At 38.5% G+C, this 13809-nt stretch carries 15 protein-coding genes; 8 read left to right on the top strand and 7 right to left on the bottom strand.

Translation table 11 applies throughout. The annotated features are described in order from the left end of the window. Positions 1 to 570 precede the first annotated feature (570 nt). The gene (locus tag AC3WJG_RS22090) at positions 571 to 1434 is read right to left on the bottom strand and encodes an alpha/beta fold hydrolase (protein ID WP_098658287.1); all 864 of its coding nucleotides are present in this window, start codon (positions 1432 to 1434) and stop codon (positions 571 to 573) included. Positions 1435 to 1585: 151 nt separating this feature from the next. Between AC3WJG_RS22090 and AC3WJG_RS22085 the strand changes: the two genes are divergently transcribed. Next, positions 1586 to 1738, top strand: coding sequence for a YflJ family protein (locus AC3WJG_RS22085; protein WP_081085308.1), 153 nt, complete (start codon positions 1586 to 1588; stop codon positions 1736 to 1738). Positions 1739 to 1892: 154 nt separating this feature from the next. Here AC3WJG_RS22085 and AC3WJG_RS22080 read toward each other — a convergent pair whose 3' ends face one another. The 3 genes from AC3WJG_RS22080 to AC3WJG_RS22070 form a co-directional block, all read right to left on the bottom strand. Then, positions 1893 to 2825: an alpha/beta hydrolase gene (locus AC3WJG_RS22080; protein ID WP_337134542.1), complete on the bottom strand. Its 933-nt coding sequence runs from the start codon at positions 2823 to 2825 to the stop codon at positions 1893 to 1895. A 15-nt stretch (positions 2826 to 2840) separates the two neighbouring features. Then, positions 2841 to 3395, bottom strand: coding sequence for a GrpB family protein (locus AC3WJG_RS22075; RefSeq protein WP_337134543.1), 555 nt, complete (start codon positions 3393 to 3395; stop codon positions 2841 to 2843). 89 nt (positions 3396 to 3484) lie between these two features. Beyond that, positions 3485 to 4630 carry an acyl-CoA dehydrogenase family protein gene (locus AC3WJG_RS22070; protein ID WP_337134544.1) on the bottom strand — a complete coding sequence of 382 codons (1146 nt, stop codon included), beginning with the start codon at positions 4628 to 4630 and terminating at the stop codon, positions 3485 to 3487. Between the two features lie 198 nt (positions 4631 to 4828). Here AC3WJG_RS22070 and AC3WJG_RS22065 point away from each other — a divergent pair, with 198 nt between their 5' ends. From AC3WJG_RS22065 to AC3WJG_RS22035, 7 genes are all read left to right on the top strand, one after another. Next, the gene (locus AC3WJG_RS22065) at positions 4829 to 6034 is read left to right on the top strand and encodes a TcaA 3rd/4th domain-containing protein (protein WP_337134545.1); all 1206 of its coding nucleotides are present in this window, start codon (positions 4829 to 4831) and stop codon (positions 6032 to 6034) included. Positions 6035 to 6216: 182 nt separating this feature from the next. Then, positions 6217 to 6996 (top strand): STAS domain-containing protein, encoded by a 780-nt coding sequence (locus AC3WJG_RS22060; protein ID WP_098658291.1) that lies wholly within the window; start codon positions 6217 to 6219, stop codon positions 6994 to 6996. Positions 6997 to 7139: 143 nt separating this feature from the next. Further along, a complete protein-coding gene (locus tag AC3WJG_RS22055) occupies positions 7140 to 7382 on the top strand; it encodes a spore germination protein (protein ID WP_013057625.1) in 243 nt (80 codons plus the stop codon). A gap of 107 nt (positions 7383 to 7489) precedes the next feature. Then, complete coding sequence (locus AC3WJG_RS22050) at positions 7490 to 7732, top strand: spore germination protein (RefSeq protein WP_013057626.1); 243 nt, start codon at positions 7490 to 7492, stop codon at positions 7730 to 7732. Between the two features lie 51 nt (positions 7733 to 7783). After that, the gene (locus tag AC3WJG_RS22045; RefSeq protein ID WP_013057627.1) at positions 7784 to 8287 is read left to right on the top strand and encodes an Hsp20/alpha crystallin family protein; all 504 of its coding nucleotides are present in this window, start codon (positions 7784 to 7786) and stop codon (positions 8285 to 8287) included. Positions 8288 to 8376: 89 nt separating this feature from the next. Further along, positions 8377 to 8802 (top strand): Hsp20/alpha crystallin family protein, encoded by a 426-nt coding sequence (locus AC3WJG_RS22040; protein WP_028409089.1) that lies wholly within the window; start codon positions 8377 to 8379, stop codon positions 8800 to 8802. Between the two features lie 44 nt (positions 8803 to 8846). Further along, positions 8847 to 9665, top strand: coding sequence for a hypothetical protein (locus AC3WJG_RS22035; protein ID WP_028409090.1), 819 nt, complete (start codon positions 8847 to 8849; stop codon positions 9663 to 9665). 17 nt (positions 9666 to 9682) lie between these two features. Here the strand turns inward: AC3WJG_RS22035 and AC3WJG_RS22030 are convergent, their stop codons facing one another. The 3 genes from AC3WJG_RS22030 to AC3WJG_RS22020 all read right to left on the bottom strand — a co-directional run bounded on the left by AC3WJG_RS22030 (position 9683) and on the right by AC3WJG_RS22020 (position 13754). Continuing rightward, on the bottom strand, positions 9683 to 10966 hold the full coding sequence (locus AC3WJG_RS22030; RefSeq protein ID WP_221841311.1) for an ABC transporter ATP-binding protein: 1284 nt from the start codon (positions 10964 to 10966) through the stop codon (positions 9683 to 9685). Then, positions 10963 to 12021, bottom strand: coding sequence for a FecCD family ABC transporter permease (locus AC3WJG_RS22025; RefSeq protein WP_028409092.1), 1059 nt, complete (start codon positions 12019 to 12021; stop codon positions 10963 to 10965). Before AC3WJG_RS22025 ends, AC3WJG_RS22030 begins: the two co-directional genes overlap by 4 nt. 206 nt (positions 12022 to 12227) lie before the next feature. Next, entirely contained in the window at positions 12228 to 13754 is a 1527-nt protein-coding gene (locus tag AC3WJG_RS22020) for a cobyric acid synthase (RefSeq protein ID WP_081732037.1), read from the bottom strand. Between the last annotated feature and the right edge of the window lie 55 nt (positions 13755 to 13809).

Below are 13809 nucleotides of genomic sequence, written 5' to 3'. Positions count from 1 at the left end.
TTCTATTTACTAAACGATTGCTGAGTGATGTTGGATCACTCTTTTTTAAAATTTTTTTAAATGTCATCTTCGTGAAGAATTCCTTCCCTCTCTACTTATCTAACGAACGCCTTCTTCAGTTAGATCACTTTTTTTTAAAAAGTTTTTAACCGCCTTTTCTTAAGAAGTACTTCCTTTTCTACTTACCTAACGAACACCTTATTCATTTGGATCACTTTTTGAATAAATATTTTAAATTTAACAGAAAAAGAAATTGAGACATAACAAGATAAATTCAATTTAAAGACGAACACATGGGATAAATGAGTTAGTATGAATCACTTTTAACACCGCTGTTGATTTCCTTTCAAGACTTCGCTTTCTGCAGGCAGCCGCTAAGCCTTCTCGTCGTTTGCGCCCTGCAGGGTCTTTCTCGCAGGAGTCTTCGCCATCAACGGCTAGAAACCACTATATATATGAAACCTGCGCAATAAAAAAATCCAAACGAGTTGGATTCTCCATTAAGAATCTCAATTCATCGTTCGGATCTTCTTTTAACTAAAATACTTTTGTCTGAGCCTTTTTTTATCTTTACTTATTTAAAAAATTCCATATCACATCGTTTACTTCTTGAGGCTTTTCATGCTGAGGGGCATGAGATGCTTCAGCTAATCGGTGAACAGATATGTTTGGCACATATTCTTCAATACCATCTAAGTTTTTAGGCATAAAAGTAGGATCTTGATTTCCCCAAATAATTTGTACCGGGATGTTTAACACTTCTTCTTCTAACGGAAACAAAGATTTTCTTTGAAGGTCTTCTTCCGTGAAGATCTTTAAATTGCGGTAATAACTTAGCATGGACAGCACAGAGCCATTTTCCCAAGAGTTCATGTATGCTTGAACATCATCAGCTGTTAGGTATCCTTTTTTTACACCTGGGTCGATCACAAGCTTACGCAAACCTGAGAAGTTATCTCGTTCCATATAGTCCTGTGCTTCTTGTTTTTGAAACCATTTCATATACTCACTTGCTTTTTGCTGATTTTTATTTGTTCTAAGCTCACGCATAAATGTATAAGGGTGCGGACCGTTAAAAGCAATTAATTTTTGTACATATTCAGGGTAGCGATAAGCAAATGTCCAGCCGATTCCTGCTCCCCAGTCGTGTACAACTAGCGTACAGGAGCTATATCCTAAACCTTCAATCACTTGGCGGATATCTTCTACTAATACATCAATTTCGTATGATTCTAGTCCGCTTGGCTTTTCAGATAGATTATATCCTCTTAAATCCAAAGCAACTGTGTGGAAATTATTAGAAAATTCATCTATCTGGTGTCGCCAAATATGCGAAAAGTCAGGAAACCCATGAAGAAATAGCATAAGATCTCCTTGTCCCTTGCTTATGTAGTGCAAATTAACCCCATTTACGTTTATATACTGTTTGCTCATTGTTCATTTCCTCCTTTATAAGTAGCTGTAGAGCAGTATAACGCTGTAAAAAATGAACGTCAATTCATTTGCTTTGTTTACTTCTTTTAAGTTCCTTTTATGAATATAGTTAATTATTTAGCGTGCATCTTTTTTAAAGGAGTGGTTAACGATGGCTTATATCTATTCCAAGGGCTGGTTTGTTCAACAGTTAAAAGCGGCCAATATCTCTAAAATTGATGGAAGAAAGCTAGAAAGTTATAAAACCTACATTCTTCGTAATTTATATGCTGAGCTTATAGAACAAAGTAAAATCAACGGCTAAAAGAGGTTGAGACATAACGAAATGAATTCCATCTAAAGATTTACACAAATGAAATCTACGTTTGTCTTAACAAAAAACGAACCACTAATCAAAAGTCTTGATCAATGGTTCGTTTTTCATTTCGTCTAAAATATTTTTGTCCCAGCCTCTTCTTTTACAGCGATTGCTCAATAAAAGATAATACGCGCTTTACATATTCTTTTTTGTATACGTGATAATTTTGAACGTGTTCTGCTTTCTTAGTTTTCCAGAAGTGAAAAGCATCTGGATGCGTTTTAGCCATTTTTTCACTTTCAGTGTAAGGAATTTTTGTATCTCCTGTGCTGTGTATAAATAAAATTGGTCGAGGGTAAATATGCTCGACTGCTTTAATAGGACTAGCTTCAGCAGGATTTACATCTGCAATAACAGGAAGAATAGCAATTGTTAGCGATGTAAACGGAAAGTTTGGTAAATGAGACCATACAGATAGATTTTCTTTTAAATAAGAGGTTAAATCGCTAAAAGGACTATCCGCTACTACAGCTTTTACGTCGTCATCTTGAGAGGCTGCTAATAAAGAAGTGGCGGCTCCCATTGAAATGCCGTAGAGCACAATTGGCTCTTTTGTTGTTTCTTTCATTTTCTGAATAACGCCTAATAAATCGAGCTGTTCTTTTACACCAATCGTCGTTTGATTTCCTTCTGAGTCTCCTGAATCTCTAAAGTCAAACATGACTACTCGATATCCCGCTTTTACAAATTCTTTACTCAGCGGTAAAAAGCCAGCTCCTTGTGCTTCACGGTTATTTCCGTATCCATGTGACATAATAATGGTCGCTCTTGGCTGTTCCGTTGGTTCAATCATCCATCCTTTTAAATGGGTTATCCCGTCTTTGCTCAAAAATACTTGATTGCTATAGTGCATGCCGTAATCGCTAGGATTTTTCACAGCAGGATTTTTATCTAGTTTTGTCAGGCTTATGCCTACATAAAGAGAAATTGCCGTACAAAGTACAAAACAAAGAATAACAAAGGATATCAGGCTGATCCATATTGTTTTTTTCTTTTTTCCTGTATTTGTCTGTCGATTTAGAACTGGAGTCAAGCTCGTTCCTCCTTTTTATCTAAGATCATCTTTCCTATTCTTATTGCTGCTTCCCTTTCTCCATTTTAAAGCTAGCCCATCTATTTTATGAATAAAATTCGTTTTATTTTCTACATATTTTTCTGGTTCAAAGCGATAGCGGTGCGCTAGTTCTATTTTCAACGTTTCGTATTCTTTTGCTGCATCAGGGTGAGTACGCAGATAATCTCGAAACCATATATGCCGATTAATTTCTGGGTGGCCTTTTTCATAAATATGAACATGATGCGTTCTTTCATTCCCGCCTTTTTGGAAGTATCGTCTTCCTTTTAAGCCGTTTTCACCTTTCGCTTCGTAACCAAGCTGTTCCATCCTCTGATTATACGTATCTACTTTTTTTATATCTTTCACTTCAATAAGTGAATCAATAATCGGTTTTGCGCTTAAGCCGGGAACAGCAGTGCTTCCGATATGATGAACCCCTAAAACTTGAGCTGACATTATAGTTGTTAAGGTGGCAGCTTCTTTTGAAAATTCCTTTTCCCACGCGATATTATAGGGTGTCAGCTGAATTTCTCTCATGGACTTCATCTCAATTCCTCCTCTTGCAACGAAAAAACTGCTTATTATAGAATAGCCTATAATAAGCAGTTTTTCATCATTTAACATGTTATTAAGTTTTATCTAGTAAACGCCTGCTTCGCTAAATTAACAATTGTCATATCATCCATTGGAGGGTTGTGAAGGCCAGCACGCACGTCTCTATAATAGCGCTGCAGCGGATTACTGCGCTGCAAGCTACGTGCTCCTACTATGCGCATGGCTTTGTCGACAACCGTACAGGCACTATTGGTCACTACGTGTTTGACAGCTGCTAACTCTCCCGCTAATGCTGCTCGGTCGCTGGTTTCATCCCATTTACTTGCCACGCTGTACATAAAGTGACGCGCCTGCATAAGTTCAAGTTCCATCTCTCCTACTAAGCGCTGCACATTTGGCAACTCGCTAATCGTTCCTTCAATACTATTAGGCGAATATTCTGTAGCAAATGCGACAGCATAATCTCTTGCTGCGATGGCTGTACCCATGTAGCAAGCTGGTATATGAAGCAGCCAGCCGCTTGGCTCATTCTTTTTAAAACCACCAAGGCGTTCAACAAGAAAGTCGTGTTTAATATCGACGTTTTCTAGCACAAGGTCGTGACTTCCTGTTCCGCGCATTGCAATCATATCCCATGTTTCTTCTATTGAAAGTCCACTTGTTTCACGAGGAATTAAAAATAAGCCGATCTCTTCTTCACCTTCAATGCTTGCTTTTACCAAAAAGTAATTTAACACTGGAGACATCGTCGTGAATGTTTTTCGGCCATTGATTCGCCAGCCTTCTTTTGTTTTTACGGCTATCGTTTCCGGTTTTCCTCCTCGAGTAGGACTTCCTGTCTTCGGTTCAGTAGCAGCGGTGTTAATAAGTGCACCTTTTTCTATTTCTTTAAAAATAAAATCGAGCATTTGCTGATTCCAAGGCTGTTTTTCACGCAAGTCCATTGTAATCCCCATATGCCATCCAATACTAAGAGCCGTAGAAGCATCTCCTTGAGCAATTAATTCTTGAAATAATAAAAAATCATAAAGGCGTAATTCATCTCCGCCATATTTGCTTTCGAGAGAAAGACGTGTATAGCCCGCTTCTTTTAACTCTTGAATATTTTCAAAGGGAAACGTACCTTCTTCATCTATTTTAAAAGCTCGTTTCTTAAATTTTTCGACTAGAGGCAGCAATTTTTCATACGTAGACTCTTGATTTTTATTTACAAATGAAACACTCATTTGCTTCATCTCCTTTTTATATGACAGAGTGTCCCTATCGGATTAATATATAGTTCTTATCATAGCATACCTCACCTTTTCTGTGCATGTTTGGTGTGTTTATCTTTCTTGTTGAATCTATTCTTTTTCCAATTTAATGGTCTGTTTTACCTACACATTCCATACATTTAATGGAATAAAAAGAAAGGAATGGTGTGAATGAATCAATGTCCAAAATGCGGGGCCAGTGCAAGCACAGACCAATTATTTTGCAATAACTGCGGCTTTTCTTTCACCGTGTCGCCAGCTGCAGCCAAGCATAAAAAGAGCTGGTATATTGGCGGGGGTATTGCGCTTATACTTCTTTTAACTTTTGTATTTTATTTCTTTTTCTCTGACTCAGAAGAAAAGACGGCTGACCGCTTTATTGAGGCATTAGAATCGAAAGATACAGCTGTGTTAAGAGAGTTATTAGACTCTTCGCAGTCTACTATAGTTATTAATGACACATCTATTCAAGCTCTGTTAGACGCAACTTCCGATGGTTCTATTTTACGAGACGTCGAAAATGATTTAAAAAATAAATCGAGTATCTACTTTACAATAAAAGAACAGAAACATTCACTACTTTTCACAAAACAGTACGTGGTTGTGCCGTCATCATATTATATCTCCCTCACCATGCCAGAGGATGCAACGGTTACAGTAAATGATACAAAACAATCGATATCCAAGAATCAAACGCAAAAAATAGGACCTTTTATGATTGGAAATTACCCGCTTACGGCTTCTTATGAAAGCTCTTATGGAAAACTTACAGACCAAACCACTGTAAATTTTCACCGACAAAAAGAAGAGAATATATCTGCGGTATTTAAAGGGGCTTACGTTACAATCTCATCGAATAGAGATGACGCTATTTTATTCGTAAATGGAAAAAGCACGGGACTGCAGGTGAATAGCTCATCACAAATAGGGCCTGTTGCCACGGATGGAAGCGTCACTGTTCATGCAGAAGTGCAAAAAGACGGCACAACGTTCAAAAGCAGTCCCTACACTATTCAAAGTGAAGAAAATATTATGTTAAATATACAAACGCCGCCCGTCGAAAAGGAAAAAACCGTCATAAAAGAACGAGAAGTGATCGTGCCTGGGCCGCGCTCTTATGCTACTTCAAGCTCTTATATTCTTCCTGGTTCGGATTCTTACAAATTAAGCTATAGTGATATTAGCAGTTTGAACTCTGGTGAACTAAGGCTAGCTCGGAATGAAATCTATGCGCGGCATGGGTATGTATTTAAATCGAAAGATCTTCAAGCCTATTTTTATGGAAAGTCGTGGTATACGCCTGATTCATCATTTAGAGACTCCTACTTATCAAGCGTTGAAAAATATAACGTTGATTTTATCAAATCATATGAATAAAGTGAACTCCCCTTTTACACAGGGGAGTTTTTTGATTGAAGCAAGTGCTTACTCCTACGTTTTTAACTTACCATGATTTCTGTACATGTTACTAAATTTCTTATAGCCTTCTTCATTCTTTTCACTGTAAAATATAAAATAGATGTACATAAACTTACTACACGCATAAGGAGAGATGGAGAATGAATGGAATTGGACGACTTCCACAAAAGCTTAATGGACATTTGATTTTAGAAAATATTCAAGAAACCATGATCATTGCCGATAAAAAACACCGTGTGCAGTGGATGAATGCAAGAGCAATTGAAACACTCCAAGCAGTACTCCCAATCTATCAGTTATCTCACACTGAGGAGTTAATTGGAAAGCATATGGATTTCTTTCATTCCAATTCTGAAGAAGCAAAAAAATTACTCACCTCTCTTCATACCACTTACCGAACGCGTATAACGATTGGAACTCAATACGTAGCAGAAGCCGTGATTCACCCCATTGACACAAAAGACGGTGAGCGTTATGGCTACTTGCTTATGTTATTAGACTTTACTGATCAAGCAGAAGCAGAGCTTGAAAAAGAACAGTTAATTGAGGACTTATCTACCCCTTTATTAAAGATATGGGACGAGGTTTTAGCTGTGCCCATTACCGGTAAGATGAATATAGAACGTGGAAAGAAGCTGACTGAAACGGTGTTAGAGGCAGTTGTAAAAGAACAGGCACGCTATTTGCTTATTGATTTGTCTTCCCTTCATTCGTTAGATGAAGAACACGGTTATTATATTAACACGCTTCACGATGCTTTGCGTTTGATTGGTACCACTTGCCTTATTGTTGGTCTTTCTTCAAAAATGGCTCTGTCGCTTGTAGATTCTCAGTTTAATTGGCGAACATTTTCCACTGTCCAACAAAGCATCTCTTACATTTTAGAAAAAAAGAATTGTCGTATTGCACCCATTTCATAAGCCCATCATATCATTAAGTAATCCTCTCTCAATCGCTTTTTCCTTCAATCGGAAAAGGCGATTTTAGTTATGAGGAATTGTGAACGTTTAGGCACTTATCATCATAGGATACATTAATCAACCATAGAAAAGGGTGAGAGCGTATGCCAAGTGTTATTAACATTTATAATTTAAAGATCAACAGTATCTCAAGCAACGGTTCTGTCAACATTGGCGAAGCACTCCATAACAGTCACACGGCTCATTCAAAATCCACTGGTACGAACTCTTCTTATGGCGATGTCTCACCTGCTTCCTCGAAAATGCGAAACATTTATATCGATCCTGATACAAATGACCAAACAGATATTGCAAACGTTGATCATGTCAATGGTTATCAGCAGTGATATAGGGCAATGCTTGTCAACAGCATGACGACAAACGGTGAATACATTCTCTCTGAACGCAATAGGCCGTTGGAGTAGAATGAATAAAAACAGTAAGGAGTCTCTTTATGCCTCTTCAAATTAACGTTTTTAATATCGTAACAAACGGTGTCACGCAAAACGCAAATATTGATTTTGGTTCCACCATTCAAAACAGTCACACGGCGAACTCCAAGTTTAACGGCGCAAATTTCTCTTTAGGTAACTTCTCTCCTACTTGCTCTCAAATGAATACGGGCGTGTTAGATCCTGATGTAAGCGATCAAGATCAAATTGCGAACCCTTCAGCTCCAATTGGAAATCAAATTTAGCTTTAACAATTTTGTTATTTTACTTGGCACATTACAAGGAGGTGTGTAAATATGTTTCCATTTGGAAAGTCTCCTTTTAAAGGAATGATGGAAAATATCCCAAAAGGAATGGCATCTAAAGACATGAATAAGTATATTCAGCAAATGATTTCTTCTACGATGTCCCATTCTTTTCCGGATTTTATGCAAGGAAATGAATTCTTTAAGCAAGCCCAAGACATGATGAAAGAACAGCAGGATATGGGAACTGAAGGTCATGGACAAAAGCCAAGAAGATTTGATTCAAACGTCATCAATACATTAGATGAATGCATTGTGCAGCTAAAAATCCCTAACCGCGATATTGTATCAAGCATTAAAGTCTATCATACGCCATATGTGTGTACGATTGAAGGAATAGATGGAGAAGAATCCTTCAAAGAAGAAATTCAGCTTCCTTGTTCGGTTCGTAAAAAAGGCACACGCGCCATCTATCGTTCCGGAGTGTTGGAAATCCGGATGCCTAAACATGTTAATATTCCTATGTCTCAAATAGACGTCCACGATTTAGATTAAAGTGGACGTTTTTTTCTATTTTCATGCATACATATAAAATAGAAAGCTGCAAAAGGCCTTGTTTTATTTTTTTTAAGAAGGTGACAAATATGAATCACGGAAAATTTAAAAAGTGGGCAGAAACGTTACAAGAAGAAAACCATACGAAATTTTGGGAAAAGATTTTTGATGATGATCATGAAGAAAAGAATGATACGGAAGCAGATGCTTCTCCTCAAATTGTAAATGAGTATCGAGATTATCCTTTAATTGATGTATATGAATGGGCAAATCAGCTGTTAGTTGTAATTGAAATACCCGGTGCTAAACGAACAGATGTCGAATTGACCATGCACGAAAATACTTTACACATATCCGGTTCATCTCTTTTAACCGTGAAAGATGCAAATGTTCTTCACAAAGAAAGACGTGAAGGAACGTTTCAACGATCAATCATCCTTCCGCCTGGTGTAGGGGAAGCGCCGTGTCACGCATCATTTAAAGATGGTCTTTTGCATGTGAAATTTGATTTGTAATTTATTGTGCAGAACTATACGTAGCATGAAAGGCAGGGAATTTCATGTTTTCTAAGTGGTTTAAACAATCGCCTAAAATTGAAACAGTCCGTAAAATAAATCCGTCTTCCCTTCCAACTCAAAAAAAAGCAAGTCCCATAGACCAACGTTCTAATCAAAAGCGGAAAGAATTACCCGAAAAGATGAAAGCTAAAAAACAGTCTAGTCTAAAAAAACCCCCTCAACAGCCAAAGAAGTTGCCTAGCCATATGGAGCCTAAGACCTCTGATGAAGCTGAATTCACAAAACCTGCTCTTTCGTCAGATTCAGCGCTGAACCTGCAGGGAATTATTGATCAAGTGACGCGTTTAACCGACGCGATCGCTAAAATAGAAGAGCTGCATCAGCAATTAAATGAATCAGCTCACCTTATTCAATCACTGTCTCAACTGCACGAGCAAACAGCTCATTTACTCTCGGCTATGCAGTCAGCTCCTAATTTCGAAGCTATTCAAAATCAGCTCTCTGCGTTAAAGGAAGAATCGTCCAATACAGCCTTATATGAGATGGTGAAAACTCTTGACAAAAAGATTGATGAAGTAACTCAGCCAAAGCAGTCCATTGTTGTTGAAAAAATCATGGTCGAAAAAGTATTGTTAGACAAAATTGACCTTAGTAATAATTTTGGGCAGCTAGGTATTAAAGATCTGACCGGTCACCTAAACATCGGTACCACTTACAGCGCTGACTCTGATCAAGTGGATGAAGAAGTCAAAGACTTGTTTTCTGTTAAGCTAAAAGAAAAAAAGATTGATGAACATACAACTGAGACAACGATGAGTTCAGGAGGTGAAACAGAAAAGCCTGATCACTCCGAGGAATAAAAAATGACCGCTACTGCTTATTTAAAGCAATTGTCGGTCATTTTTGTTTCCATAAATAGTTGTAATTCTTTCTGGAGGCGTCCCATCAAGAACTCTGAAATTTCTTCTTGATTTTCTTCTTTATGATGAGATGATGCTACAACAATACGTCCTGTTTTTCCTAAGAAAGCCCGGTACTCAATTACCTTCATCGCAGTATGAAGTAAGTTCCCGTCCGAAAGCGGCGCATTTGTTAGCAGAACAATATTTACTTCGTTTTCTTTTTGTCCATGTGTCAGCACAGCCAGCCACGAGTAACCTTTATCGTCTTTTAAGCGAACTTCATGACTAGATAAAGACGCAGATTTCCACGCCGCGTTAGCGCTGCTTTGCTGTTGAACAATTTCTTGACACCAGTCTAGACCTGTTTCATTGGAACCCAGTGAAAGAGTTCTCAAAGGACGAATAAAGGATAAACATAGCTTGCCCGGTTCCTTTTGCAACTGATACAACTCATCGAAGTCCGTCTCTGGATATTGATACGGCGGCACAAAAGCAATTTGTTGCTTATTCACAGCGGGATGGTGAAATACGTGCAAATCAACGCCATATACTCTTTTTAACGTAGCTGCATCTTGAAAAATGGCATCCATCCCGGTTTCTTCTACTCTTCCATCTTTCAGTAACACGGCATTATCTGCAAACAGCGAGGCGATGTTGAGGTCATGCAAGATGGCCAGGACCGTTAAGCTCATTTCCTGCTGTAAAGTTTTTAACAGCTGAAGCAGTTCCATTGTATGTTTTACATCTAAGTGATTCGTTGGTTCATCAAGAAGTAAGTAGTCAGGTTCTTGCGCTAGTGCTTTAGCCAGTAAAACCCGCTGTTTTTCTCCACCGCTTAACGATTGAAAAGTATGATTTCTATAGTGCCAGACGTTTGTTAATTTCATCACACTTTCCACCACTTCTTCATCCTGTGCTGATACAGTGCTAAACAATCCTTTTGCCTGATAAGGGTAACGTCCAAGTGAAACAATTTCTTGAACCGTAAATTCTAGCCCAATTTGATTTTCTTGCGTCATGACTGCAACTTTTTGCGCCAGTTGTTTTGGTGAATAAGCCTTCACTGACTTTCCTTCCACCTTCACTTCTCCTGATTGAATGGTTAATACATTCATAATTAAGCGAATAAGCGTTGTTTTCCCGCTTCCATTTGGTCCTAGTAAAGCGACAAAAGAACCTTTGTCTACGGTGAACGTGATGTCACGAACGGTCGGCTGCTGCTTATCGTATCCTCCTGTCACATTATATAGTTCAATCATGATATTCCTCTCTTCCGCATACGTTCTTTTACAAGGAGCAGGGTAAAAATCGGCGAACCAATTAAGGCGGTTACGACTCCAATAGGCAGTTCACGAGGTTCTAATATCGTTCGTGCCAATAAATCTGCTAAAACCAAATAACTTCCTCCAATTAAAATAGAAAGCGGCAGTACATGCTTATGATTAGCTCCCGCTACGAGACGCACTACGTGGGGGATAACTAAGCCAACAAATCCAATTGCCCCAGATACTGATACCGCAGCTCCTGTTAATACGGATGCACCTATTAAAATCATTCTTTTTTTCTTCTTTACGTCTATTCCCATAAACTGAGCGGATTGATCGCCAAATGCTAAGCCGTTCAGCTCTTTTACATGTAACAACAGCATAATTGTACCGATCAAAAAGAACGGCCCTAAAATTTGAATATGAGACCATCCTCTCATTGATACGCTTCCCATTAGCCAATATAAAACCTGCCTTACATCTTCTTCGGGAGAAAGAGCCACAATTAATGAAATAAGTGCGCTCATAAAGGATGATAAAATAATCCCCGCTAAGATGATGGTTTCATTGGCCAAATTGCCGCTTGCGAGTTTCGTAATACCAAAAACTAAAAGAAGAGTAATAAAACCAGATACAATGCCGACTACAGGCAGCGTGAAGATAGACAAACCAAAAATACTCCAATGAAAATAAATTGCCATGACAGAGCCAAGGGTTGCACCTGAGGAAACCCCGATCGTATAAGGATCAGCAAGCGAGTTTCTTAATAGCCCTTGAAAGGCAGCCCCTGCTATTGAAAGCGAAGCTCCTACTAAAAATGCCACCAGTACTCTTGGAAAACGAATTTGCCAAATGATTAAATCCATGTTTTCCGGACCGTGATATAAGGATAGCCCGGTAAGGTGACCAAGAATAATTTTGATTGTATCTCCTACGGTTAACGAAACTGTACCAATAAATACGGCCATAATTACCGAAGTACATACAATAAATAAACTGACTATGTATAAAATAGATGCTTTGTTTAAAAAAATACGTTTAAAAATCAATACGTTCAGCTCCTCTAGGAAACGAGGCGTGATGTTTTACATTACATTAACCATTCATTTTCCTGTCCATAAACCATGCTTCCACCATGCATTAAGTTGGAAACAATCATCTTTTCTTTGTTACGAGTGCTAGACTGTTGAACTTAGGCAACATAGAATAGCGTACTAAAGTTCTCGGTAAAAAAACAAGCGAAAGCCTCTACAAGCTATACTTTTTGTGTTTGCTCCGGGCTTTTATAGTTGTCTATTAACTCATATAGCTTTTCCATATCTACGGCTTCTCTCACATATGCTGCTGCTTTTGAAAAAGACTCCTCTTTTTGCAGGCGACTGTTGAATGTGTCCGTAATAGGCGGCAATTTTTTATGTTTGCGAATTTGATTAAGCAAAGCTCTGCGCAAAGAATCGTTATGAAACACATCATGAACATACGTGCCAATAACGTTGTCTTTAACCGTTCCTTCTTTTTCATGCTCTACCACTGCAAAAGCTTTCGTGGTGCTCTTAGAAACTGTCTTTCCCATATGAATTTCGTAGCCTTCAATCAAAACTCTTTCATTTTCTAACTGGACATACCCAGAAACTCTTTCTGTTTTTTTGCTGGTTGTCATAACGGTTTCCACTGGAAGCAAGCCCAGCCCTTTAATGGATTCAATCCGAGATTCTACTGCATCAGGGTCTGTAATTGTCTCCCCTAGCATTTGATATCCTCCGCAGATGCCAATGACGTGAACGTTCGTTGTGTTCAAGACTTGATTAATGGCTAGAGCCAGGCCGCTTTCTTGTAAAAACTGAGCATCTTCAATCGTATTTTTGCTTCCTGGCAAAACAATTAAATCAGGCGTACCTAATTGCGACGGCTTGGTTACAAGCCTCACGTGACAGTCTTCTTCTAAGCTTAAAGGATCGATGTCTGTAAAATTTGAGATGCGCGGGTACGAGATGACCGCAATATCAATTTCTTTTAACGGATTCACAAGCGTTGAGTAATTTCTAAGTGATAACGAATCTTCCGCATCAATTTCCACGTTGTTCATATAAGGAATAACTCCTAGCACCGGAACACCCGTGTATTCTTCAAACCACTTTAACCCTGGTTTTAAAAGTTCTAAATCTCCTCGAAATTTGTTAATTAACACCCCGATAACTCTAGACTTGTGTTCATCTGGAAGCAATTGAAGAGTACCGACTAGGCTCGCGAAAACGCCACCTTTATCAATATCTCCTACTAACACAACAGGCGCTTCTGCTATTTTTGCAACGCGCATATTTACGAGTTCCCGATCGTTCAAATTGACTTCAGCAGGACTTCCAGCGCCTTCAATCACAATTCGATCATAATGATTGGCAAGCTCTTTATAAGCTTCCGTGATAACGTTCAAACCTTCATTAAAAAATTCTTGCCGATACTGAAAAGCAAACATATTACGTAGCGGTTTTCCATGAACAACTATTTGAGATTCATGATCACGAGTTGGTTTAATTAAAATAGGGTTCATATTGGTTGTTGCTTCTACTCCAGCCGCTTCTGCTTGAATTCCTTGCGCTCTGCCAATTTCTTTTCCATCCATTGTAATGTATGAATTAAGCGCCATATTTTGCGATTTAAACGGTGCAGTTTGATAGCCGTCTTCTTTAAAAATACGGCAAAATGCTGTAGCAATCATGCTTTTTCCAGCGTCTGAGTGCGTTCCTTGAATCATAAGCGGTTTTCCTTTTTTCACTTTTTCCACTCCCTACCACATAAAAAAACCTTAACTGTAAAAGTCAAGGTTTGGTCATGCGCTC

This window comes from Priestia sp. FW507-14D1A (assembly GCF_058781295.1).
This window is presented reverse-complemented; position numbering and strand designations above follow the sequence as displayed.

Coding starts and splice junctions, on each gene's coding strand:
- AC3WJG_RS22090 (WP_098658287.1), bottom strand. CDS start 1,434: ATGAGCAAACAGTATATAAACGTAAATGGGGTTAATTTGCACTACATA.
- AC3WJG_RS22085 (WP_081085308.1), top strand. CDS start 1,586: ATGGCTTATATCTATTCCAAGGGCTGGTTTGTTCAACAGTTAAAAGCG.
- AC3WJG_RS22075 (WP_337134543.1), bottom strand. CDS start 3,395: ATGAAGTCCATGAGAGAAATTCAGCTGACACCCTATAATATCGCGTGG.
- AC3WJG_RS22070 (WP_337134544.1), bottom strand. CDS start 4,630: ATGAGTGTTTCATTTGTAAATAAAAATCAAGAGTCTACGTATGAAAAA.
- AC3WJG_RS22065 (WP_337134545.1), top strand. CDS start 4,829: ATGAATCAATGTCCAAAATGCGGGGCCAGTGCAAGCACAGACCAATTA.
- AC3WJG_RS22060 (WP_098658291.1), top strand. CDS start 6,217: ATGAATGGAATTGGACGACTTCCACAAAAGCTTAATGGACATTTGATT.
- AC3WJG_RS22055 (WP_013057625.1), top strand. CDS start 7,140: ATGCCAAGTGTTATTAACATTTATAATTTAAAGATCAACAGTATCTCA.
- AC3WJG_RS22050 (WP_013057626.1), top strand. CDS start 7,490: ATGCCTCTTCAAATTAACGTTTTTAATATCGTAACAAACGGTGTCACG.
- AC3WJG_RS22045 (WP_013057627.1), top strand. CDS start 7,784: ATGTTTCCATTTGGAAAGTCTCCTTTTAAAGGAATGATGGAAAATATC.
- AC3WJG_RS22040 (WP_028409089.1), top strand. CDS start 8,377: ATGAATCACGGAAAATTTAAAAAGTGGGCAGAAACGTTACAAGAAGAA.
- AC3WJG_RS22035 (WP_028409090.1), top strand. CDS start 8,847: ATGTTTTCTAAGTGGTTTAAACAATCGCCTAAAATTGAAACAGTCCGT.
- AC3WJG_RS22030 (WP_221841311.1), bottom strand. CDS start 10,966: ATGATTGAACTATATAATGTGACAGGAGGATACGATAAGCAGCAGCCG.